This is a genomic window from Bacteroidales bacterium, assembly GCA_016709865.1.
GTDB lineage: Bacteria > Bacteroidota > Bacteroidia > Bacteroidales > VadinHA17 > LD21.
The window spans coordinates 1-22,524 of the sequence record JADJLX010000006.1 but is presented as its reverse complement, the minus strand read 5'-3'; the positions used below and the strand labels follow the sequence as shown (position 1 = coordinate 22,524).

21 protein-coding genes and 1 pseudogene are annotated in these 22,524 nt (G+C 36.7%); 15 read left to right on the top strand and 7 right to left on the bottom strand.

Features of this window, described 5'->3' with window-relative positions:
- Positions 1-79: 79 nt before the first annotated feature.
- The 7 genes from IPJ16_16575 to IPJ16_16545 all read right to left on the bottom strand — a co-directional run bounded on the left by IPJ16_16575 (position 80) and on the right by IPJ16_16545 (position 7,521).
- Positions 80-1,282: a DUF438 domain-containing protein gene (locus IPJ16_16575; GenBank protein ID MBK7628782.1), complete on the bottom strand. Its 1,203-nt coding sequence runs from the start codon at positions 1,280-1,282 to the stop codon at positions 80-82.
- A 13-nt stretch (positions 1,283-1,295) separates the two neighbouring features.
- Positions 1,296-1,817, bottom strand: a complete 522-nt coding sequence (locus tag IPJ16_16570) for a DUF1858 domain-containing protein (protein ID MBK7628781.1) — start codon at positions 1,815-1,817, stop codon at positions 1,296-1,298.
- 2 nt (positions 1,818-1,819) lie between these two features.
- Positions 1,820-3,052 carry a DUF438 domain-containing protein gene (locus IPJ16_16565; GenBank protein ID MBK7628780.1) on the bottom strand — a complete coding sequence of 411 codons (1,233 nt, stop codon included), beginning with the start codon at positions 3,050-3,052 and terminating at the stop codon, positions 1,820-1,822.
- 84 nt (positions 3,053-3,136) lie between these two features.
- Entirely contained in the window at positions 3,137-4,654 is a 1,518-nt protein-coding gene (locus IPJ16_16560; protein MBK7628779.1) for a PepSY domain-containing protein, read from the bottom strand.
- Between the two features lie 175 nt (positions 4,655-4,829).
- Positions 4,830-6,449: a cbb3-type cytochrome c oxidase subunit I gene (locus tag IPJ16_16555; protein MBK7628778.1), complete on the bottom strand. Its 1,620-nt coding sequence runs from the start codon at positions 6,447-6,449 to the stop codon at positions 4,830-4,832.
- Between the two features lie 34 nt (positions 6,450-6,483).
- Positions 6,484-7,047, bottom strand: a complete 564-nt coding sequence (locus IPJ16_16550; GenBank protein ID MBK7628777.1) for a cytochrome C oxidase subunit II — start codon at positions 7,045-7,047, stop codon at positions 6,484-6,486.
- A 69-nt stretch (positions 7,048-7,116) separates the two neighbouring features.
- Positions 7,117-7,521 carry an Rrf2 family transcriptional regulator gene (locus IPJ16_16545; protein ID MBK7628776.1) on the bottom strand — a complete coding sequence of 135 codons (405 nt, stop codon included), beginning with the start codon at positions 7,519-7,521 and terminating at the stop codon, positions 7,117-7,119.
- 395 nt (positions 7,522-7,916) lie between these two features.
- Between IPJ16_16545 and IPJ16_16540 the strand changes: the two genes are divergently transcribed.
- The 15 genes and pseudogenes from IPJ16_16540 (at position 7,917) to IPJ16_16470 (ending at position 20,233) form a co-directional block, all read left to right on the top strand.
- Positions 7,917-8,255: a cupin domain-containing protein gene (locus tag IPJ16_16540; protein ID MBK7628775.1), complete on the top strand. Its 339-nt coding sequence runs from the start codon at positions 7,917-7,919 to the stop codon at positions 8,253-8,255.
- A gap of 61 nt (positions 8,256-8,316) precedes the next feature.
- Positions 8,317-8,904, top strand: coding sequence for a TetR/AcrR family transcriptional regulator (locus IPJ16_16535; protein MBK7628774.1), 588 nt, complete (start codon positions 8,317-8,319; stop codon positions 8,902-8,904).
- Positions 8,901-9,320 (top strand): hypothetical protein, encoded by a 420-nt coding sequence (locus tag IPJ16_16530; GenBank protein MBK7628773.1) that lies wholly within the window; start codon positions 8,901-8,903, stop codon positions 9,318-9,320. The genes IPJ16_16535 and IPJ16_16530 overlap by 4 nt, the downstream gene beginning before the upstream one ends.
- Before the next feature lie 49 nt (positions 9,321-9,369).
- Entirely contained in the window at positions 9,370-9,921 is a 552-nt protein-coding gene (locus tag IPJ16_16525; GenBank protein ID MBK7628772.1) for a hypothetical protein, read from the top strand.
- A 39-nt stretch (positions 9,922-9,960) separates the two neighbouring features.
- Positions 9,961-11,304, top strand: coding sequence for a TolC family protein (locus tag IPJ16_16520; protein ID MBK7628771.1), 1,344 nt, complete (start codon positions 9,961-9,963; stop codon positions 11,302-11,304).
- 19 nt (positions 11,305-11,323) lie between these two features.
- Positions 11,324-12,379, top strand: a complete 1,056-nt coding sequence (locus IPJ16_16515; protein ID MBK7628770.1) for an efflux RND transporter periplasmic adaptor subunit — start codon at positions 11,324-11,326, stop codon at positions 12,377-12,379.
- 12 nt (positions 12,380-12,391) lie between these two features.
- On the top strand, positions 12,392-15,487 hold the full coding sequence (locus tag IPJ16_16510; GenBank protein MBK7628769.1) for an efflux RND transporter permease subunit: 3,096 nt from the start codon (positions 12,392-12,394) through the stop codon (positions 15,485-15,487).
- A 1-nt stretch (position 15,488) separates the two neighbouring features.
- The gene (locus IPJ16_16505; protein MBK7628768.1) at positions 15,489-15,947 is read left to right on the top strand and encodes a DUF2141 domain-containing protein; all 459 of its coding nucleotides are present in this window, start codon (positions 15,489-15,491) and stop codon (positions 15,945-15,947) included.
- A gap of 33 nt (positions 15,948-15,980) precedes the next feature.
- Positions 15,981-16,775: a metallophosphoesterase gene (locus IPJ16_16500; GenBank protein MBK7628767.1), complete on the top strand. Its 795-nt coding sequence runs from the start codon at positions 15,981-15,983 to the stop codon at positions 16,773-16,775.
- The gene (locus tag IPJ16_16495; GenBank protein MBK7628766.1) at positions 16,741-17,373 is read left to right on the top strand and encodes a hypothetical protein; all 633 of its coding nucleotides are present in this window, start codon (positions 16,741-16,743) and stop codon (positions 17,371-17,373) included. Before IPJ16_16500 ends, IPJ16_16495 begins: the two co-directional genes overlap by 35 nt.
- Positions 17,374-17,391: 18 nt before the next feature.
- Positions 17,392-18,287: pseudogene (locus IPJ16_16490) on the top strand (hypothetical protein).
- A 38-nt stretch (positions 18,288-18,325) separates the two neighbouring features.
- Positions 18,326-18,538: a hypothetical protein gene (locus IPJ16_16485; protein MBK7628765.1), complete on the top strand. Its 213-nt coding sequence runs from the start codon at positions 18,326-18,328 to the stop codon at positions 18,536-18,538.
- A 314-nt stretch (positions 18,539-18,852) separates the two neighbouring features.
- Positions 18,853-19,368, top strand: a complete 516-nt coding sequence (locus IPJ16_16480; protein ID MBK7628764.1) for a GtrA family protein — start codon at positions 18,853-18,855, stop codon at positions 19,366-19,368.
- A gap of 90 nt (positions 19,369-19,458) precedes the next feature.
- Entirely contained in the window at positions 19,459-19,818 is a 360-nt protein-coding gene (locus IPJ16_16475; protein ID MBK7628763.1) for a carboxypeptidase-like regulatory domain-containing protein, read from the top strand.
- A gap of 121 nt (positions 19,819-19,939) precedes the next feature.
- Positions 19,940-20,233: a hypothetical protein gene (locus IPJ16_16470; GenBank protein MBK7628762.1), complete on the top strand. Its 294-nt coding sequence runs from the start codon at positions 19,940-19,942 to the stop codon at positions 20,231-20,233.
- Positions 20,234-22,524: the final 2,291 nt, after the last annotated feature.

The window sequence follows — 22,524 nt, the reverse complement described above, 5'->3', positions numbered from 1 at the left end:
TTTGGAAGTATTGTGTTGCTTTCAAACAGAGTCAGGATTGATTGAACTCTTAAGCTTATTTCGTTTTCTAATTGTTTATTCAATTCCATTCCAACAATCTGTGTTCACCCTGTAATGAGCGTATTTCAGTAACATCCTGACTTACTTCAATAGTACCTTTATATTCGCTTTGTTCATCTCGAAGAGCAAAATAACGAATGTGTATAAAACGACCTTTCATTTGTATCCAAAAATCAGCATGGCCATTTTGTCCATTTCGGAAGGCAGTAATAATTTCATTTACAATATGCACACTTTCCGGAGGATGACAATTTTGTACTTTTCTGCCAATAATGGCTTTCGAACGAGGGAAAATACGGTCTTTAGCACCTGAAAAATATTGAACTTCATCGTTCTCATCAATAAATGTAATATCGACAGGCAAATTGTTTAACAACATTATCACTTGTTCAGAACTAAGAAACCCTGTACCCAGGTTGATCTTTCCGTTTAGACTGAAAGATGCCATGTTTGTGTTGTATTTTCTGTCAGGTTGTTCGATAAAGCACCACTTGGTATCATAACTTTGTTCCATCATTTCTATCCAAGCTTTTTCAGGTATTGCCCTGAGAGCTACTGGAAATACGATTTGTTCTTCCCTGAAAACAATGGGAAGTACAACAAAAAATAATTTCCCTATTTCCTTATTCAACAGCTCTTTATCGGGAAGTGTGTCCTGTAAGATTACATCAAGTACTTTCAGACTCCGGCGAAAATCATCGTGAAATGACCACATTAGTTGCAAACAGCGATATTGTGGAAATGCTTTTTCTATGTATGGGAATAGGATATTTTCTTTTTTAATATAATGCAGCTCATAAGTCTTTAACTGCTCCACATGTTGCATGAGTTTATGTCTTAAAGTAGAAAAATTCTGATTTTCACCATTGAAGAAAACCTTGATTACAGATTTTAACTTAGTCATTATTTTTTGAACCTCACGGTTTTCGAGCATCAGATAATACAGGAAATGACCTTCTCCCGGTTTTTCCCATTGATAAGCAGAAAGCGACTTATAAAAAACATTTATAATCTTGCCGACATTGGCTTTAACAATTTCATTAGGGATACCCTCTGAAAGCATTATATCAAGTACCTGCATTGTCTCCGCTGGTGTAACTGTATTGATTATCTGCTTATATTTTTCAATGAGCATTCTGCCGTCTTCACCACTTATAAGACGTCTCGAGAAATCTGCCAGTGCCGCAATCCGATCTCCGCTGTTGTTTATAATTTCTGACATGTTTAAAAAAAGTTTAACCTTTATAAAAATATACTAAAACTAAGTTTTCTCTGTCCTTTAACACCCAATGATCAATTTTAAGGCTGATTGCTTTGTCAATCAGCGGGGCAGGAAGAAACGGGGATGTTAACTTGTAAATCTTTCCCTGATTAAGATGGGTCAGGTCAGAAATAACCTGGTTTACAGGCTGCTCACCAGCTGCAAGCATCTCTCTTATGTCAAATTTTTTCTCAATAAGTGTTTCTTCAAACCATAGTGGCTTTTTAGTGTTATAAGCTGTTTCATCACCTGTATTTATCAACTCCTGACCAACTTCTTTCCTCAGAAGATTTATCAAATCACCTGTTTTAACATTTCCAATACTGGCTGCCTGTTGGAGAGTTGCGATTTTTGCAACAGTTCTCCGGAGCAGTGGATTCTTTAATTTGCTGAATGCAGGGACATGCTTAATTAAAACCTCTTCAAGATGAGGATATGCTTCAATAAGTTCCAAAACTTTCGTCTTTGGTGTTATTATCAATTGTGTCTTTTCCATTGCTATTTTTTGTAAGATAAAATCCTTTGATCTCCTTCAAGTTTTCTGTAACCTGAAATATCATGAGAAACTTCAAGAGTCCCCAGGTAATCTCCCTTGTCATTTCTCAGAGCGAAATAATTTATATGTATCATTTTGTGTCCTGAATTAATCCAGAAAGGTGCCTGATCTTCTCTTCCGCTTTTAAAATCCTCTATAATTTTGTCTACAATATGTGCACTTGCAGGAGGATGACAATGTCTCACATCTCTGTTCAGTATTGCCCGGTTTCTTTGAAAAATTCTCTCTTTCCCCTGAGAAAAGTATTTTACTTTATCATCTCTGTCAACAAATGTCATGTCGACCGGCAAGGTATTTAAAATTGCAAGAAGCTCTTCAACAGTAAAACTTCCTGATGGAAGTTGAATATTCTGACCTGTTTTATTCAATTCATTTACAGAATCTTCTTTGGCCCATACTGGTTTCCACTCTTTTTGAGGGTCATACAGGCAAAAACCGATCTGCAATGACTGTTTACTGATCTCATACCAGTCTGATTCAGTAAGTATATCCAATGCCATTGGATATAGGATCTCTTCCTCTTTTTTAGTCATATCAACCACTCCTTGAATTGCCGGGAAAAGTACTATCTCCGATGACGCAATCAATTCCTCCCTTGTTATCGACGGTGTCTGTAATAATTCAATACTACCTTTTATTAATTCCCTTATTTCGTCATGCTTTCCCCACATAACTTTCGGGGGACCAGTGATTCCCTGGCTTTCTAGAAATGGGAATAACAAATATTCTTTTCTTCGATATAGTTTATCAACATCAAAAAGGCTGTTGAATAGTCCCCTGAGTTTAAGAATAACTGCTTCAATATTTACCGCTTTATCGATAGAGATTTCGTTAAGCAGGATATCAATTTCCAAAGCTACCTTTTTAAGTTCGCTGTTTTCATGGATCATTACATCCACAGGGTGACCATCCGGGATTTTCTTCGAGGAAGATAAATCAATATTCCCGTCAAGAACACCTGAATGGGCGTCACAAAGTTTTAAAACCTCTTCCTCAGGAAGCCCTTCACTTATCAATTCCTGTTCAACTTCCACAACCTCTCCATAAGGTATCTGACTAAGACTTTCAAGCAGTTTCTCTCTTACTGCTTCCTGATATTCCCCGGTGTGCAGTTTTAAAATCAGTTCTTTAAGTTTCTTTTTTCTTTCAGTTGAATTGTTTATCAGTTCACTCATATCATATCAGATTAATTTGTTGCAATATATTATCATAAATTTTCAGTTAACCATCGCCATATTAATCGCGATGAATCAGTTGGTTTAATAATCTGCCTTTTTTCTGATTTTAAGCCATACTATGAAGCCTGAAATAAGAATAAACAGGACAATGAGACCTGTAAGTGGAACTACGAGTACGTAAAAGTCTCCGATTATTGACTGATAAATTCGTCCGGTATGAATTTCTAAGGCCACGTTCCATAGCGACATTGGAGATTCACTGATTACCTTTTCAGGTAAGGGTGCAAATCTCTGCACTCCATAGATATCAACAGCTCCCCTGTCGTAATCAAAATAATATTCCTGGTTTTTAAAATCGCGCGTGAAGCCTGAAACAAGAAAATCACCAATTGGTCTGCCTATTCCGGAAGGAACGGAGTAGGGTTGCTTTTTAATGTAATCGAAAATCTCACCTGATTGTGAGTTCCATGAGAATAAGCCCTCAAAAGAACCGATCAGGTATTTATATGTATCAATTTTTTCAAATACAGTCACCCCCATTACGCTTACAGGTGGTTGAAATCTATATTGTTTGAGCTCTGTTTTGAAATTGTCATCGGAATAATAGAAAGCATCCATAGTGCTGACAATAAACCTGTTGATCTCCTGATCATAATAAATCCTGCGCAACTGGTCGAACCATGGATTTGGAGTTGCCAGTTCTGTAAAGGGGATCTTTCCAACTCTCGAATTAGCAATCGAAATCAGGAGTGGTGGTCGTAAAAACATCCCTGTTGTGGTATTCAGTATCAGAACAGCCAAGGCTATCCAGCCAATTTTATTATGCCATTTAATATTCCACCTGTTCGAGTTCCTCAATTTTATTTTTAGTGCAACGGGCTTCTTGTTCTTCCTCAGGATGATCCTGTTTACGAATACAATAAAACCTGTTATTGTAAGAAAGGCAAAAACAAGAGCGGCCAAATCGACAATTATTTTCCCTGCTGTTCCATATATTTCGCCGCTATGGATAACCCAAAAGGTCTTAAAAAGGCCGGTTTTATTATCATAATTCTCCGGAGGAGGAAGCTGAGAAACACTGAAGTGAGTCAGATCTGTGGTTCTTAATAGGTAAGAACGTGTTAAAACAAAAATTGTATCCTGTTTTTGAATAATATCCACAATGACTTTTTCTTTTACTGGCAAAGCGACTGAAATCCATTTGTCATCATTGTAATTAAATGTGTATAAACCTGAAAAGGTGCCGGCAAGAAGCTTATGACCGGAAGTTATGATCATTTGAAAAATCTTGCGGTTGTCGATACCTTTAGGGACTCCGGCACTAAAGTTTTTAAAATCTGTAAAACTGCTGTCGGTAAGCCAGATTCCAATATTACCATAAACAAATATGCTGTCAGATGAAATTTTTAATGTCGATTTAACTGCGGCATTGTTCCAGTTTTGATATCTGTACTCTTTGGGAAGAAGTTTCCTATTTACATCAATGAAGGATAATGCTTCCCTGTGATTAAGTATTATTCCTGAAAAAACGTAACTTAATATTACAAGGGCAAATATTACTCCCAGCCATTTATGGTACTTTCTGAAAAATTTTATCATCTATAAGCGAAGATTTATTTGTTGCTAAATGAAAATTTTAATTGGTATTCTTTATTAATTTCTGGAATTATGTAGTAAGATGAAGGGACAACCACCTTTTTATGATTGTCCCTTTGTTTTTCGTATTAATTCCTGGATAATTGTGAGCTATCCAAAGAATGGCCTGTTCATAAAACTAATTTGCTGGTAATAGGTCCTTAGTTTTAGTTTTTGCAGGAGTAAAAATTCCGATAACACCCTTCAAACCTACACTCATCACAATATTATAGAAGAATGCTAGAAAACCTATTAATAAGAGTGTCCCGCAAATCGCAGCCAGTATCATCATCAGATTGAATTCCCCGTTTAGATAAAGAGAACGTCTTAACATACCTTTCAGTCCTGCCATGCCCATAAATGCTCCCATTCCTACACCGCCAATAAGATGGCACCAGAAATGAACATTGACAAGTTTCTGACTGTATACCTTGGCTCCGTTTGTAAGAATCGGGAATAGAAGATAAATGGCTGAATACAGGGTCATCGTTAGTCCAACAAGTATAGCCACATGTACATGAGGTCCCACCACCCACTGGGTATTGTGAAGTATCCTGTTCAAACCAACATCAGCCTGCATAATACCTGCGGGTACAGCAAGTGCAAATCCAAGTAATCCCCCAAGAAGGAATTTCAACGGATTTGTCATTTTCAAAGGTCTTGCACTCCAGAGAGTGGCAAGAGTTATAAAGAAAGCAAGACCCTGCGTGATCAGTTCGAATGCAGTAACCATCTCTCCCGATAATACTTTTAACATTGCAGGCTGTGCCTGATCTGAGAGAAGATGATGCGACCATACTGTCCATGATACCACAAGCTCAACGAGCAATGCAGCACGGGCAATATTTTGCATGAAAAGAGGTTTCCCACTTATCATCATGGCCAGAAGATACCAAGTACCTGCCACAAAAATCAATACCAGCCCGTCGGCAATAAGATCGAGCCCCCACCAGAACCAGTTTTTATATAACAGTGCATCAATAGCTGTCGATTTAAGGTCAAACCCTAAAATGGCTGCAACCATAAACACAAGTATAAGGATTCCAGTAAAAAGTATAATTGCAGTATTAAGAGCTACATCAACACTTCCTCTTGCTACAGCTGCAACGGGAAGCGATACAAGATGCTCTTTCTTGTTTTTTGTAAACAGGTTTCTGAATCCTGTTATTCCAAGAGCTGAAGCAAGCAAAGCTTTTGATGGTTGCTTATCCCATCCTTCAGGGGTATAGGTTATTGTTTTAAAAATGTTAATTACAAAGAATGCACTTCCCAACATTACAAGAGCAATCCCGACAATAAAAAATGTACCGCCCCAAACACTGAACTGTGTGAAGTCAGCAGGCAGCGGCCAGTAAAGAGTATAAAGCGGTGCATAATGGCTTACGAATCCCGCAAACCAGAAAATAAAGGTTCCGACAGCAACCAGAATAAAAGTCCAGTTTCCAAGTTTAATACTCCACAATGGTTTTTTCATTAAGAATGGAACAAGGAAAAGGAATGCTCCGAAAACGATAGAGTATGTTGAGCCGAAGATCCCAACCAGCGGATGTGCTGTAAGAATTGCAAAAAACTGAGGTTCAGTAATAAAAGGAAAGGGCTTAACTTCATATAGCCTCATTAGCATCCCTTCTATAACAACGAAACCGAAATAGATAAGGCCAACAACAACAAACCTGAGTGTAAGTTTCTGCATAGGAGTAAGAGTTTCAGACTTGAAAAGTCCTTCCTCCCCATTAATAAAAGTCTTGATAAAACTCATATATTTTAATTTAAAGATTTGTAAATAATCAATATTAGTTTGTTGTATTTGCGGGGATTACCTGAACAGCATCTTTCAAAATCATAAAGACCCCTTTTGGACCCGAATACTCTGTTGAGCGTATGGTATAAATACCTTCACGGTCGAATTGCCATAAGAGATCATTTCTGTGACCGGGAACCACCTGCATCTGGAACATCATACTGTTATCGTTTCTGAAAAGTCCGAAACCATAAGTCAGATCTTCCGATTGCACATCGAAAAGGACTTTGTCATTAACATTGATAACCAATTTTTCTGAAGGCATAATGAACTGATGATCCTTAACTTTTATTACAAATGTTTTGTCGGGTTTGTAATCCGACCTGTTTAGATCCATCTCTGCCCATGGGATTGTGTTGAATGTAATGAGATGAAGTGATACGCCAAGAACTGTGAGAAACCCGACAAACGTATAAAATATTGCCGGCTTAACCGCAAGTCCTTTCCCTTTGCCTGTTACTTTAATTGCAAACCAAGCAACCAACAGAATGATGACTATACAATAGAATGTATAGGCCAGGGTCTGTCCTGTTAAAACAACTTTTGAATCAACCATATAACTGTTTTTAGTTAGATAAATAATTTATATATAATTTGTATGAAAGATTTAAATATTGTACAAAAACTATTTTTGTTTTATAATAAGGTTAGCTAACGATGTTTCCTTCAGTATCTTGAGTATATTGTTTCTGGATTCATCCCATAAATCGTGGATTGCACATTTGTTATCGAAAGGACATGTTTGAAATCCAAGAACGCATTTATTAAAACCTTCAAGACCTTCAGTCAATTCTATAATGTCAGCAATAAAGATCGTACTTGCATCCCTGGCTAATTCAAAACCTCCCTTCCTGCCACGTGAGCTATTAATAAACCCATTTTTTGAAAGATTTGTGAGAACCTGCCTCAGATACTGATATGGGATACCCAATTGTGAATTAAGGAAGTCTGCTGACAGATTTTCATCACAATGGTTAGCCATATATGATAAGATATTTAGTGAGTAGGATGTGGTTTTACTGAAATTCATAAAATGATACCTCTTTATAGCATTTAATGCAAAAGTATTTAATATTTTTTAGCCAGCAAGTTTATTGTTAATTATTTCACAGATAAATTTTCTGAGAAAATTGTATCCATTGAAAAATCAAAGAATTGTTGAAAATTAGCTAGTGCAAATTAACAGTTCCAGAACATAAGTTGTTTGATATGAGCAACAAGAGTATGCTAATCTGCTTGATTTAGTCAAGCTTGTCAAGTTTTGAATGTATCCCCAACTTCTAATATAAGTGTGAAGTCACAAAGGGAAGAAACTGATTTTCGTGATTTATATTAAAATTTATTTATAAAAACTTGCGCAGTAAGGAAATTATAGTTTATCTTTGTGAGCGAATATTCACTTACTTATTTAAATAATATGTTGAAATGAAAATTACAAGGTATCAAAAACAAGAAATAAAAGACACTCCTCATAAGATTGATGTCAGGGAGATGTATAACAAAGAATCGGCACAGGCAATGTTGATGGCATTAAAACCTGGTGAAAGTTTGAAACCACATAAAACACCTGTAGATGTTTTCTTTTTCATCGTTGAAGGCCATCCGACAATCCATATTGGGAATGAAAGTGAAGTTTGCGAGGCAGACGCACTTATTGAAAGCCCGGCCGATATTGTTCATTATATTAGCAATGGGTCTGACCATCTAGCCAGAATTCTTGTTGTAAAAGCACCAAGACCAGTAAGTTTGACTAAAGTGCTTTAAAAATCGTACGAAATAGTAGAATATAATCCTTAAATATTTACGATAAAAAATTTATACTTAAATGGAAATTACTCCTCGTCAATTTGAGATTATTGAAGCCGCCGGCAGAATACTTACAGCATCAGGCGTAAGCGGATTGACCATAAAAAACCTGGCTAAAGAAATGCAATTCTCAGAAAGCGCAATCTACCGGCATTTTGCAAGCAAGGAGGAAATTATTGTTGCCATGCTTAATTTTTTGGCTGACAGTATTGACAGCAGATTAACAAACGTAATTAAGTTATCAGATCCCGAAGAAAAATTTAAAGTATTATTCTCCGAGCAAATCGGCTTCTTTAAAAAGAATCCACATTTTGTTGTTGCCGTCTTCTCAGATGGACTGATGGAAGAAAGCCAGCTTATCAATGAAACTCTGTTGAAATTAATGAATGTAAAAACTAAACACTTAATGCCATTAATAATGGAAGGACAGCAAAAAGGAATATTTACAAATGCAATTAATACCGACGAACTAATACATATTATTATGGGAACGTTCAAACTTCAGATGTTTAAATGGCGGATTGCAAATTTTCAATTTGATATAACACGGAGCGGAGATAATATGGTACAATCTATTCTTACTTTAATTAAAACTAAGCAAAAATGAGACAAACATTTACAAATTCAGTAGCTTTAGTACTAGCGGTTTTTGGACTGGTTACATTATTCCTTAGTAGTTCTGTGATTTTTGATCTGTTTGGTGTCAGAGCCAAAGAAGGAAATTATGTTTTGTTTGTGGTATGGGCAAATTTTCTTAGTAGCATACTCTATCTGTTTGCTGCATACGGATTCATAAAAACCAAAAAATGGACTATTCATCTTCTAGGCTTTTCAGCAATACTTCTCTTAGTAGCATTTATTGGATTGATGATTCATATCAATTCGGGTGGTATTTATGAAACTAAAACAATTGGTGCAATGATTTTTAGAATAACACTTACTCTGGTTTTTTCAATCCTTGCATATTTCATTATAAGCTATTTTGAAAGAATTTTCCGTAAGAGAGTTAGTAAGGAGGTATAAAAAAATTTAATAATTAAAGTTAGTGAATATTAACTAACATTTACAAAAAATGGAATTGAGAATAACAGATATGGTCGCAGCAGCTGGCAAGATTATTAATGAATCTGGAATAAATTCTTTATCAATTGAAGAATTGGCTAGAGAAATGAAAATAGATCATTCTTTACTTAATCTTTATTTAAAGAAAGATGATGATATCCTGATGTTGATATTACTAAGTCTGGAAAATGAAATAAAACAATTTATTAAGGATACTCGAACCGAGCATGGGTCGCCGGAAGAAGAACTACAACTCCTGTTTGAAAACATGTATAAGTTATTGAGAAACAAGCCTTACTATTTGTCCGTTATTTTTTCAACAGAGTTAAAGGATAAGACTACAGGGCTGCAGATCGCTTTATTAAGAATCAAGATTTCTGTGAGCACCAATTTATTGAATGTTATAAATCATGGAAAAAAAGAAACTGTATTTAAAACCAGACAAACATCAAGGACATTGGTTAATAACATCTTAGGAAGTTTTCGTTCGTTCATGAACGAACAGCGTCTGATTAACAAAATGGTAAAAGATTTAGAGATCCTGAAAGTAATAGAAGATTAGAATCAACAGGGAAACATTAATTTATAAACAATCATACAAATGGTTAAACACAGGTGCAAACAAAAAGAAAAGGAAATAAATAGAGTCCTATTAATACTGGTAATACTTTTAATGAATATTACCGCAAGGGCTCAAACATTATCTCTTGAGCAATGCATTGATACTGCTTTGCTCTATAACCGTAATATTCAGTTGGCGCAGCATGACGTGAACATTTCCACTGAAAAAAACAAGGAGATTAAAGGGAATCTGCTTCCAAAACTTAACGGAATAGCCGATTATCGTTATTATACCGACCTGCCGTATCAGTTAATGCCGGCGGCAGCTTTCGGCGGACCGGAGGGTACATATAAAGAGGTTCAGTTTGGTGTCCCGCAAAGCCTGAATGCCAATCTGCAGCTTACCGTGCCCCTTTTTAACAGCACAGCTATTAGTGCAGTAAAAAGCACACGAATTGCCACTGAACTGTCGGAAATTCAAAAGTCAAAAACGGATGAAGAAGTAGTATTGGAAGTTTCGAATGCATACTATAATGCCCAGGTTCTTTTAACACAGATATCATTCCTCGACAGCAATATTATTAACACCGGTAAACTGGTGAAAACAACAATTTTGTTATACCAGCAACAGATAGTTAGAGGGACAGATGTGGACAGGCTGAAATTGCAGGTTGAGCAAATAACCACTCAAAGAAGTACAGTGATTTCGCAGTACCAACAGGTATTGAATTCACTTAAATTTCTTATGGGAAAACCAATTTCAGATTCCATCGAGGTATTAAATACCGAAAAAACAATTGTCAAGCCAGGTTTTAAATCTCAGATTACTACAGAGGTTCTTCTTATTGATAAGAAAATTGAATTCAATAACTCAGAGTTAAGCGGTCTTAGGAATTTGAGATTGCCTACCCTGAGCGCTTATGGAGTATATGGAACAAACGGTTTTGGTACCACTGGCAGCAATAGCTTTTTCAATTTTCATCCGGTAGGATATGTCGGCGCCCAGTTATCGGTTCCACTGTTTAATGGCCGGATTACCCAACATAAGATTGTGGCTAAAAAAATAGAAATTGAGAAATCGAATATTCAGAAAGAACTTGTAACTGAAAAATCAAAGCTTGACCTGAGAAACGCCGAAATGCAATATTCGCTTGCAACAAAGAATATCTCTGTTGTAAGTTCTCAAATAGATCTGGCAAAAAGGATTTATGACAACACCGTACTGCAAAATCAGCAAGGAGTAGCAAGCATTACAGATTTGTTACTGGCAGATAATGCACTTCGCGAATCGCAGCAAAACTATCTGGTTGCTTTAATCAATCTGCACAGGGCAGAACTGGAATACAAAAGAGTAACAGGTAACCTGATTACAAATAAGAATTAAAAACTAAGAATAAACAATCATGAAGAAAACGATTATTTACATAGTGTTGGCATTAGCTTTAATAGCCATCGTGATAGTTCGCCTGAAAGGCAATAAAGAAACCACTGAAAACAGGGTTTATCAATACAACAAAGAGGTGGCCATTAACGTGCAGGCCCTCACTTTGAAACCTGAAAGTGTGAACAATAATGTTTCTTATCCGGGAACTTTTGAACCCAATAAAGAAACTAAAGTCAGCGCAGATATACAGGGAAAAATAAACCTGGTTTTAGTTGATATTGGAAGTAGTGTAAAAAAAGGAGAGGCTTTAATTCAATTAGACAACTCCTTATTGAAACTTCAACTGCAAACTGTTGAAATTCAGATTGAAGGGCTGGAAGCCGATGTGAAAAGGTATAGGATACTTGCTCAGGCGGATGCAATTCAGGGTGTTCAGTTGGAAAAGACGGAACTGGCTCTGAAATCGGCCCATGTACAAAAGGCTACATTAATGGAGCAGATTAATAAGACCACCATAATGGCCCCTTTTAGCGGGATTGTTACAGCGAAACTTACCGAAGAAGGCGCTTTTGCCGCACCGGGAATTCCATTACTGCAAATTACTGATATCTCTTATTTGAAGTTTACTGTAAATGTCCCGGAAAACGAATTGTCTCAATTTGAGCTAAATCAAATTTATACGCTCACTGCAGATGTATATCCTGAAACTGCATTGTCGGGGAAAGTTATTATGACCGGCAGCAAAGCCAATATGGGAAATAGCTTTCCTGTGCAGTTTTCAGTTAAGAACACAACTGATTTAAAAATCAAATCAGGCATGTTTGGCAGTGTACAACTAAAAAATAATAGTGATGAAAAACTTATCATTATTCCGGCTTCCTCCGTTGTCGGGACAAACATTCAACCACAGGTTTATATCGTAAATAACGGTAAGGCTATTCTTAAAAATATTACCATTTCAACAAGGTTTCAGAATAAAGTAGTAGTGTCAGGCGGATTAACCAGAGGCGAGGTGATAATAACCAACGGATTTATTAACCTTTTTGACGGGGCAAATGTATCAGTAAGCAATTAAGAATCAGGAATAATGAATATTACTAAAATATCAATCAATCGCCCTTCGCTGATAATAGTTCTTTTCAGCGTATTCGCCTTATTGGGAATAATAGGCTTCAAAAACCTTGGGTATGAACTGTTGCCTGACTTTAACCAGCCGGTAGTAGTAATAAAAACAATGTATCCTGGTGCTGAACCCAATGAAGTGGAAACCTCCGTCTCCAGAAAAATTGAAGATGCTTTGTCGAATCTCGAAGGTGTTGATTACCTTGAGACCAAGTCGATGCCCAATGCCTCTGTTATTATCGCCAACCTGAAATATGGTACGGATCTGAACATTGCTATGCAGGATGCCCAGCGCTATATCGATAATATCCGCAAAGACCTGCCTGCAGATATTTTAAGCCCGGTTATGAGTAAGGTCTCGCCAAACGATCTGCCCATCATTTCGATAAGCGCAACGAGCAGCCTGCCTGCTACAGAGTTCTATCAAAAAATGAAAGATGATTATCTTCCACAGATCCAGCAATTAAAAGGAGTGGCAGAAATAACCCTGCTTGGTGGCGAAGAACGGGAAATCCAGGTTAAGGCAAATCAGGATAAACTTAAACTGTATAAAATATCACTTTCCCAGGTTGTGGAGGCTATTAACCGCTCAGGAATTGATTTGCCTGCGGGTAAAGCACAAACTGATAAAGAAAACAATTCAGTCCGTTTAACCGGTAAATTTTCATCAGTTAATGATATAATGAATGTTCAGGTGGCTATGCCTGCACCGGGAATACCGGTTTATGTAAAAGATGTTGCTTCTGTGATTGACGGTATAAGGGAAATAAGCTCCGTAAGCAGGTATAACGGAGTAAACGGAATTGGCCTGTTGTTGAAGAAACAAGGTGATGCCAATGCCGTGGATGTTTCAAAATTAGTTCACGCAAAGCTTAAACAGATTGAAAGTGCAAACTCACAATACAGTGTAAAATTCGATGTCGCCGATGATTCAACAGACATGACTATTGCCGCAGTAAATTCGGTGGTTGATGACCTTATTTTAGCGGTTATTTTAGTATCACTGGTAATGTTCTTGTTTTTAAGAAGTTACCGGAATTCATTGATTGTATTAATTGCAATTCCTACCTCATTAATTACCGCGTTTGCCGTAATGTGGCTGATGGGTTTCACCCTGAACCTGATGACCTTGTTGGCCATGTCGTTAATTATTGGGATTCTGGTGGATGATGCCATTGTAATTCTGGAAAATATCCAGCGTCACCTCGATATGGGCAAAGATAAAGGAACCGCAGCATTGGAGGGACGTATGGAAATTGGTTTTTCTGCCATTTCAATTACCCTCGTCGATGTTGTTGTGTTCTTACCCATTCTGTTTTTGCAGGTATTTGTGGCTGATATGTTGAAACAATTTTCAATCGTTGTAATCACATCCACTCTAACCAGCTTATTGGTAGGTTTTACCCTTGTGCCCTGGCTGGCTTCGCGGATTGGTAAAAAGGAAGACTTAAAACCGACCAACTTCATAAATCGTTTTCTGCTTTGGTTTGAAAGACAATTAACAGCATTTATCGATTGGTATGGCCGTCAGTTAGTTTGGGTTCTCAGCCATAAAATTGCCTTTACAGGAATAGTAGTTTTTCTGCTGATTATGACCGTTGTGATAATGAAACAAGGCATCATAGGCAAAGAGATGATGTCGACAGGTGATCAGGGGAAGTTCCGGCTAAATCTTGAATATGATAAAACTACAACCGTTCAGGAGAACAATATCAGAACACAGAAAGTAGAGAACTTTATCCTTCAGCAACCTGAAGTGGCAACACTATTCAGCAATATTTCCGGGCCAAGTACAGGCATCGGAAGTTTAGGAGTTGGTTCGGCCAATCTATCAGAATTTACAATTCAGCTGAAGACTGAAAAGGAAAGAAAAATCAAAACCGAGCCGTTTATGAAATCGCTCCGCGAGGGGCTTAAGAAAGAGTTTCCGGGAGTTAACTTTTCAATGGCAGTTTTAGGCTTGCTGCCAAAGCAGGCTCCCATCAAGATAACCCTGAGCGGAAGCGATCTGGCTCTGGTGATGAAAACAGGGAATGAACTGAAAGCAGTAATTGAAAAAATACCGGGTGCCGATAATGTTCAGTTATCAGTCGAAGAAGGAAGCCCTGAGTACAAGGTGATACCTGATAAAGATAAGATGCAGCGCCTGGGATTAACAACTGCATACGTCGGGTTAAATTTAAGAACCGCCTTCACAGGAAACGATGATGCCACACTTACCGAAGATGGAACAGAATATCCTATCAGAATATGGCTGGATGACTTTGACCGGAAAAATTACGAAGATGTACAACGTCTTTCCATCGTAAATCCAATGAACATACCAATCGAAGTTTCACAATTCGCAGAAGTCATGCAGGATAATTCTCCTTCGTTGCTTGAAAGATTAGACAGACAACCATCCATAACACTGACATCTGAATCATTTGGAAGACCATCTGGCACATTAGCTGATGAAGCAATAAGCTTTTTGAAAACTCAACCATTGCCTGAAGGCGTGAAATTAACCTGGGGAGCAGATATCAAGACACAGAATGAAAGTTTTAAAGCCTTGGGTTCGGTTCTTCTAATCTCGTTTATATTGATTTACCTGATCATGGTAGCTCTCTATGATAGCTATATTTATCCGTTTGTAGCCTTATTTGCAATACCGATGGCAGCAATTGGGGCTTTCCTGGCTTTAAACCTATCATTAAACCATTTAACATTGTTTGCTCAACTTGGTCTGATTATGCTCATGGGTCTGGTAACAAAAAATGCCATCCTGATTGTAGATTTTACTAATCAGCTAAAAGCCCGGGGCAAACATTATAAAGAGGCGTTGATCATTGCAGGAAAGGAGCGTATGCGGCCAATTTTAATGACCACACTCGCTATGGCCATCGGAATGTTACCCATTGCTTTAGCTAAGGGTACAGCAAGTGAATGGAAAAACGGTCTGGCCTGGGTTATCATCGGAGGACTGTTGTCATCAATGATTCTGTCGGTTTATCTGGTACCTATGGTTTACTACGTTGTTGATACAATTAAAGAAAGAATTACAAAAAGAAAAGAAAATTAAGATGAAGAGAGCATTATGTATCCTAAAGGCATTTTTTCTTATCCTGCTACTTTCTTCATTTAACAGTGATAAGGACGTTACGTTCAATTTTACAGTAGAAGTAAATGAGCTTCGAAATTCAGATGGCACAGTACAATTTGCTTTGTACAACAGGGCGGATGCATTCCCGGATGAACATTTTAAAAAGTATTTAAAGGTACTTACAGGGAAGATAATTAATGGTTCATCATCAGTGACATTTGAGAACTTACCGGAAGGGAAATATGCTGTAAATGTTTTGCATGATGAAAATACTGATGGCAAGATAAGCAAAGGTCTTATTTTCCCGAAGGAGGGAATTGGGTTTTCCAATTATGAGTCATTAGGATTTTCAAACCGGCCTTCTTTTGACAAAGCATACATCAATTTGTCAGGCGATTTGAAAATCCGTGTGAAAATAATCTACCTCTCGAAAAAATAATAACGGTATAATTTTCATTTATCCGATGATCTTATGAGAATACTGCTTTTTATAATTGCACTGACTTGTGTCTCCTGTACGGATATGTTCGATTATTCTCCTTATATCGTTGATTTTTCTCCGGAGAACAGTTCTGTAAATGCAAGTAATATTGAAAAGCTGAAAGGACAGACTACTGATGATACAATAACAATTGCGGTGACAGGCGATACGCACCGGGCGTATGATGAAACAGCATCATTTGTCGATTATGTAAGCAGAATGCCGCGGATCGATCTGTTGATACATACAGGTGATTTTTCTGATTTCGGTTTGCCAAAGCAGTATGAATGGATAAACAATATTTTACTGAGACTGAAAAGCCCATATTTTGTCACTATTGGAAATCATGACCTTGTCGGGAATGGCAGCTATGCCTATGAGAAGATGTTTGGTGAAATGAATTTCAGCTTTATATACAGCACTGTAAAATTTATATTCATTAATACAAATAGCAGGGAATACAAATTTAATGGGTTAGTGCCTGACATTAAATGGCTTGGGAACGAACTTGAGCCTGATAACGAATTTAGTAAAGCTGTGGTGGTTTTCCACACACCTCCTTTTGACGAAGATTTTGATAGCTCCCTTGAAACAGAATTTCATTCAATGATTGCCAAGTATGACAATGTTTTGTTCACCCTGCATGGTCATTCTCACAGACATGAGATAACTCTACCTTATCAGGATAGTATTCCCTATATAAACACGTATGGTGTACAGCAACAAAGCTTTTATATTATTCAAATCTCAAATGATGAATTCAATATTGAAACGGTGGTCTTTTAACGCAGGATTAATTGTGATCTTGTTCTTTGCATTTCCAGGGAATGCAGACAGCCAGAGCTCAATGCTTACTGATTCATCGCGGTTTAGGAAGTTTCTTCCTGATTACGTCAAATTTCAGTATGCAGGGGGAATTGGATTTATATCTACAGGAGCCGGTTATACTTTTTTTAATGATAAGCTGGATGTCTCTTTTTTTTATAGTTATATCCCGTACTTGATTTCGGAGGATGACCTGCATAGCGTGAGTTTACAGTTTACTTCACGATTTTTACAATATAAGCTCACTGAAAATACTGAGGTATTACCTCTAAATATCGGCTTCTTCATTCATCATACATTTGGCAACAAATATTGGATAAGTCAGCCGGCACACTATCCCGATAATTATTACTGGTGGGCCCCGGGAAGAAATGCGGGTTTATTTATTGGGGGTGAAATTAAAACCAGACTCCTATCAGGTATAACTCCTGCCTCAGGAACTGCATTTTATTTTCGTGTGGGAAGCAGAGTTTTATATCTGATGAATATGGTTGGTAATAATGAAATTCCTTTGGATGAAGTGCTGGAACTTGGATTCGGGTTGGCTATTTATCGTTAATATTTGATACATGTAGACATGAAAAAATTCATTCTTGTAGTATTAATTCCAGTTACTTATGTAGTTTCTGCCTTTGGACAGGTCCGGGATTCCATTCCCGGAATTGGCCTTATGGAATTATCCCAGGTAAATCAGGGGAATAGCTATGTTACTTTCCCAACTGATATTGGAAACATTGAACCTTTGTGGTTTGAGGTGAATATAGTTCCGAATTTTTATCTCAGAGAAAGTAAAAACTCCCGATTAATGGGTGTCCTGACACCACAAATTATCCTCCGTATGTATCAGGAGAGGTCATATCCTGTGCGCACACCAAGTTATATACCTCAGGTTACATTATATTATATGTTAAATGGGGGAGAAGATGGAACAAAATTTAGTCTTTTCGGACGCTACGCACATCATTCCAACGGGCAGGATGGCGATTTTTTTCTGGAAAATGGTGAGGGAAATGTAACGTCCGGAGATTTTTCTACTAACTATCTGGAGTCAGGTTTAATTATAACAAATATAAATACCCGATTCAATGCATATCAGTTTTTAAAAGTTCTATTGAAATTCATCCACAGGCATGGAGCGGGAAAAAGTTGGAAGGAATCTACAGTAACATTCGCTGGCATAATACAATTTCAATATATAAGCTTCCATCCAAAAGTGATCTGAATACTAAGAAGAGACCAGATATTTCAGTTAAAGGCGAATCGACATGGATGTTTGGTAAGTTGAATAACTGGGATGCAGTTTCATTTAAAAGACTCAATCTCAGCCTGACTTTTTATTATCATCCGAAATTTCTTGAGGACATTGGGTTCTTTGCTCAATACTATCATGGGTCTGATTATTACAATATCTATTTCAGTCACCGGTTGGATATTCTTCGGTTTGGGTTAATGACTGAAAAGTTAAGATTTTGATTTCACTGTTATTTTCAAAAACAATTTTAAGCAAAACTATGGAAACTGCCAGATTTCAATCACTCAACAAAGTTATAGAACTCATTTCTGTTGACAGGGAACGAACAAATATTCTAAGAAAACCAGAGCAAAAAGCACTGGCATTTTTAGTTCAGCGTATTCCTTCGTGGATAAGTTCGGATATGCTTACAGGTATTGGATTTGGAGGCAATATTCTTACTTTTTTGAGTTTTTTCCTACTATCGGCATAAAGAACGGAAATGGTACGGGTTCGCACTCGACATCACAGTTGATTGGTTAGGAGTTATTTTAATGGGGCTGGGTTTTGTTGTTTATACTAAGGGGCCTTGGGAAATTGTTGGATTTGGCTTTGTGGTATTGTATGGTTGGGAAATGATCACCACTTCGGTTCGATACAAAGTTACAGGCAAATACTCTATTGATTCTGGTCTCTTTTGGCCCCACCGAGGTTCGAATTATCATCTCTTTGATTTTATTGGGAGAAGTGCTTTTTAAGGGATCAATTCAGTATGTCTCTCTGTTAGTCACAGTTATCTTGTTAGTAATGAATATTATAGATACTGGTAAGCTATTGAAGCTTGCAAATGAATACGATAATAATGAAAAGAAAAGAACAAATACCGGAAAATCGCCTGAGAAATTGCTTGTATTTATAAAAGCTCAGTTCTCAGCATTTCTAGGTGGAGCTGTGGATTACTTCATTATGGTTCTCTTCACCCAGATATTTAATTTGCATTATACAATTAGTATTGCCATAGGCGGGGTGATTGGAGCCATTGTAAATTTTAGCTTAAATAAAAAATGGACTTTCTATTCCAAGGATATTCCTTATAAAAATCCAATGTCAGCGCAGTTAATGAAATTTGTTCTCGTTGTAGTTAACAGTATTCTGTTAAAGTCTTCAGGCACATATCTTATTACAACATTTCTGGGATTCGATTACAGAATCAGCCGTATTGCAACCGATTTATTTGTATCAATTGTTTTAACTATACTATGCAAAAAATACTGGGTTTTTAGAAAATGGAATTATCATAAAACAGAATATGGCAGTATGTAATCAATCTGAGAAATTTCCAAAAAACTATTCGTTTAGCATGAACTTCAAAAAAGTCATTACTCAGTTTATTTATTTCCTTACATCTTTGATTTGTTTGTCTCAAACAATTCAAAAGAGGTTTTTAATGGAGTTGTAGTCGATGCTCAGACTAATGAGCCTATGGCTTATGTATATATCTATTTACCAGATTATGGAGATGGAACCATAACGGATTTAAAGGGAGGTTTTACACTCACAATAAAAAACTTTTTACCTTCTAAAAACAAGGTTATAGCGTCATATGTCGGATATAAATCTGAAATTATTTTTTTATCGAAGAATACTAAAAATATATTAATTAAAATGGATCCGGCGGTCCAAGTTTTGCAGGAAGTGGTTGTGAGAAAACAAAAATATCAAAATAGGAATAATCCTGCAGTTGATTTAATTGAAAAAAGTAATTGCCAATAAAAAGCAAAATAGCATTGAGGCTTGACTACTTCGAAAATGAGAAATATGAAAAAGTTCAATTTGCAATCAACGACATAACTCAGGATTATCAGAAGAAAAAATCTTCAGACATTTTCAGTTTGTGTTCGAAAATATAGATTCAGTTAAAAACAATGGGAAAAAAGATCTTGCCGATATATTTGAAAGAAGCAATATCGAACTATTCCTATCAGCGTTCGCCAAAGAAAGTAAAAGAAGTATAATAGCACATAAAGTTGTTACAATTCCTGGAGTTGATAATAAAGGGATTGAAGAAAACATCAAATATTTATACCAGGACATTAACATCTACAATGAAAATATTTTATTAGTATCCAATCAGTTCCTGAGCCCTATTGCCTCTTCAGCAACAACTTTTACCGTTATTATATTGTAGATACCATAAACTCGGGCAGCGAAAAATGTACCCGAATGTATTTTGGGTCGCGAAATAAAAAATGATTTTCTTTTTCAGGGTTATTTATATATAACAACGGATGGCAGCTATGCAATTAAAAGAGTTGAAATGTCTGTAAATAAAGATATTAACCTGAATTGGGTAACTGACATAAAGATTATTCAAAGAGTTTGAAAAGAGCAGGTAATAATAATTTGATACTGTCTACAGATCAAACCTCAGTAAATTTTGGAATTAATAAGAAAAGCAGGGGACTATTTGGCCAAAAAGTTTGTCAAATACACTAATTACAGTTTCAGTCCACCGAAAATGAAAAACTATTGTTCAAGGGGAAAAGGTCAAAATCACAGATAGTGCGATGGATCGCAACAAACAATACTGGGAAAGATCACCGATACCACTCAAAAAATCGAGGCGGGCACATATACTGCAATGGACAGTATTTTAAATGTTCCGGCCTTTAAAGAATAAAAGAATGTTGCAACCCTTGTATTGTTTGGATATACTGGGTTGAGCCGTTCAGAAATCGGACCAGAGATCGAACCTTTATATGTCCAATCCAATCGAAGAAGTTTTCGGTTGAGATTTGGAGGTAGGACTAACTTGAAGAATTCAATAAGCAGTTTGAGTTTAGGGACCTATAGATCCTACGGCTTTACCGATCAACGCTTTAAGTGGTATTACCTGGGAGGCACATGGTCGTTCATGAGAGAAAGACATCATGCAATTCCCTGCAAAAAACTTAAAAATCAGCATTGAGAACGAAACTCAGCTTCAGGGTCAGCAAATGAAATTTCTGATGGAAGACAATTTTCTCTTATCAATCAAAAGAGGGGTGAATGATAAAATTTTCTATAATAAAACATTTAACAATAGAAAATCTTAATGAATTCAGGAGTAATTTTTCATACACTCTGAGATACGGATTTACTAACCAGGCACGGAGGGACATCTTTATTTCAATTCTGCAGATTATTTATCGCAATGTAACGATGTAACCAAGCTTGGTATCTCTGAATTCTATATCAGAATTTGAGATTCGCACCAAACGAAAAATTTTATCAGGGTAAACTTGCCGGATCCCAATAATGGGAAAATACCCCGTTTTCGAATTGCGGTACATTGCCGGTTCAACAGCCTGGAGGAATGGTTACAACTATCAGAACCTGCGTTTTCTATCCGTAAGAGATTCTATTTCTCTGTTCTGGGCTATTCGGATTCTCATTGGGTGGCGGAAAAATTTTCTGAAAAGTGCCTTATCAATTGTTGAGATATACCCCAGGCAAACTAAATCCTACTCTATCAGATAGAGAGTCATACAATATAATGAATTTTCTTGAGTTTGTAACAGACCAACATATGTCCTTGTTAATTGATCATTCTTATGGATCTTTTTTCTTAATAAAATTCCGGTCATAAATGGTTTGAAATTAAAAGTAGTTACTTTAAAAGCATTGTATGGCAATGTTACCAAGACAATGATCGCCGCTGCAAACCGATCTGTTCAGTTATGGTAGAGACAAACGGTACTCCAAATACCTATACACTTGGTAAAACTCCCACCCCACATTGAAGGAAGCATTAGGTCAACAATATCTTCAAATTCTTCAGGGTTGATCTCGTTAGACGGTTTACATATCTGGATAATCCAAATGTGTCTGAATGGCATAAGGATGAGATTTCAGATTTGATTTCTAAAAATATTTAATAAAGTGCAATGAAATATCACTTATAACAGGAATTTTATTTAATTATCAATCTGTATGGTACTCGGGCCCCAAACATCCTACCCTTTGCCGCCAAAGACTGATAAAATGTTGTTCTACCTTCAGAGGTCGTTTAATACAAACACAATAATTTTTGAAGCAATTTCTCAGCAGATAATATTCTGAATAGTAGAAGGCCTGCTAAAGATGTATTGGAAAGGTATGAAGAGGATGGCAATCTTTACGGGTTGTCTTTTATTCAGCGGAAGATTTTGGACTGAAATAATAACTGATGGATGAAACAAAATCTTCATTCCTGTTGATAAATAACCCAGATTCAGCCGGATTGAAATTATCATCCACAAAAAAATCAATAACAAAGGCAATTACAAGGCTTATTCAGAAATAAATAATCAACTCTCTGAGCTTGAAGATGTATTTATTAAGGCAGCCAATAATACATGAGGTATACCAATATCATTCGAATATATTGGGAATTTCAGGTATATCGACTAAATGGCAAGAAAAATACTAGAAAGAATAATTCTGTAAAGATCAGAAAGA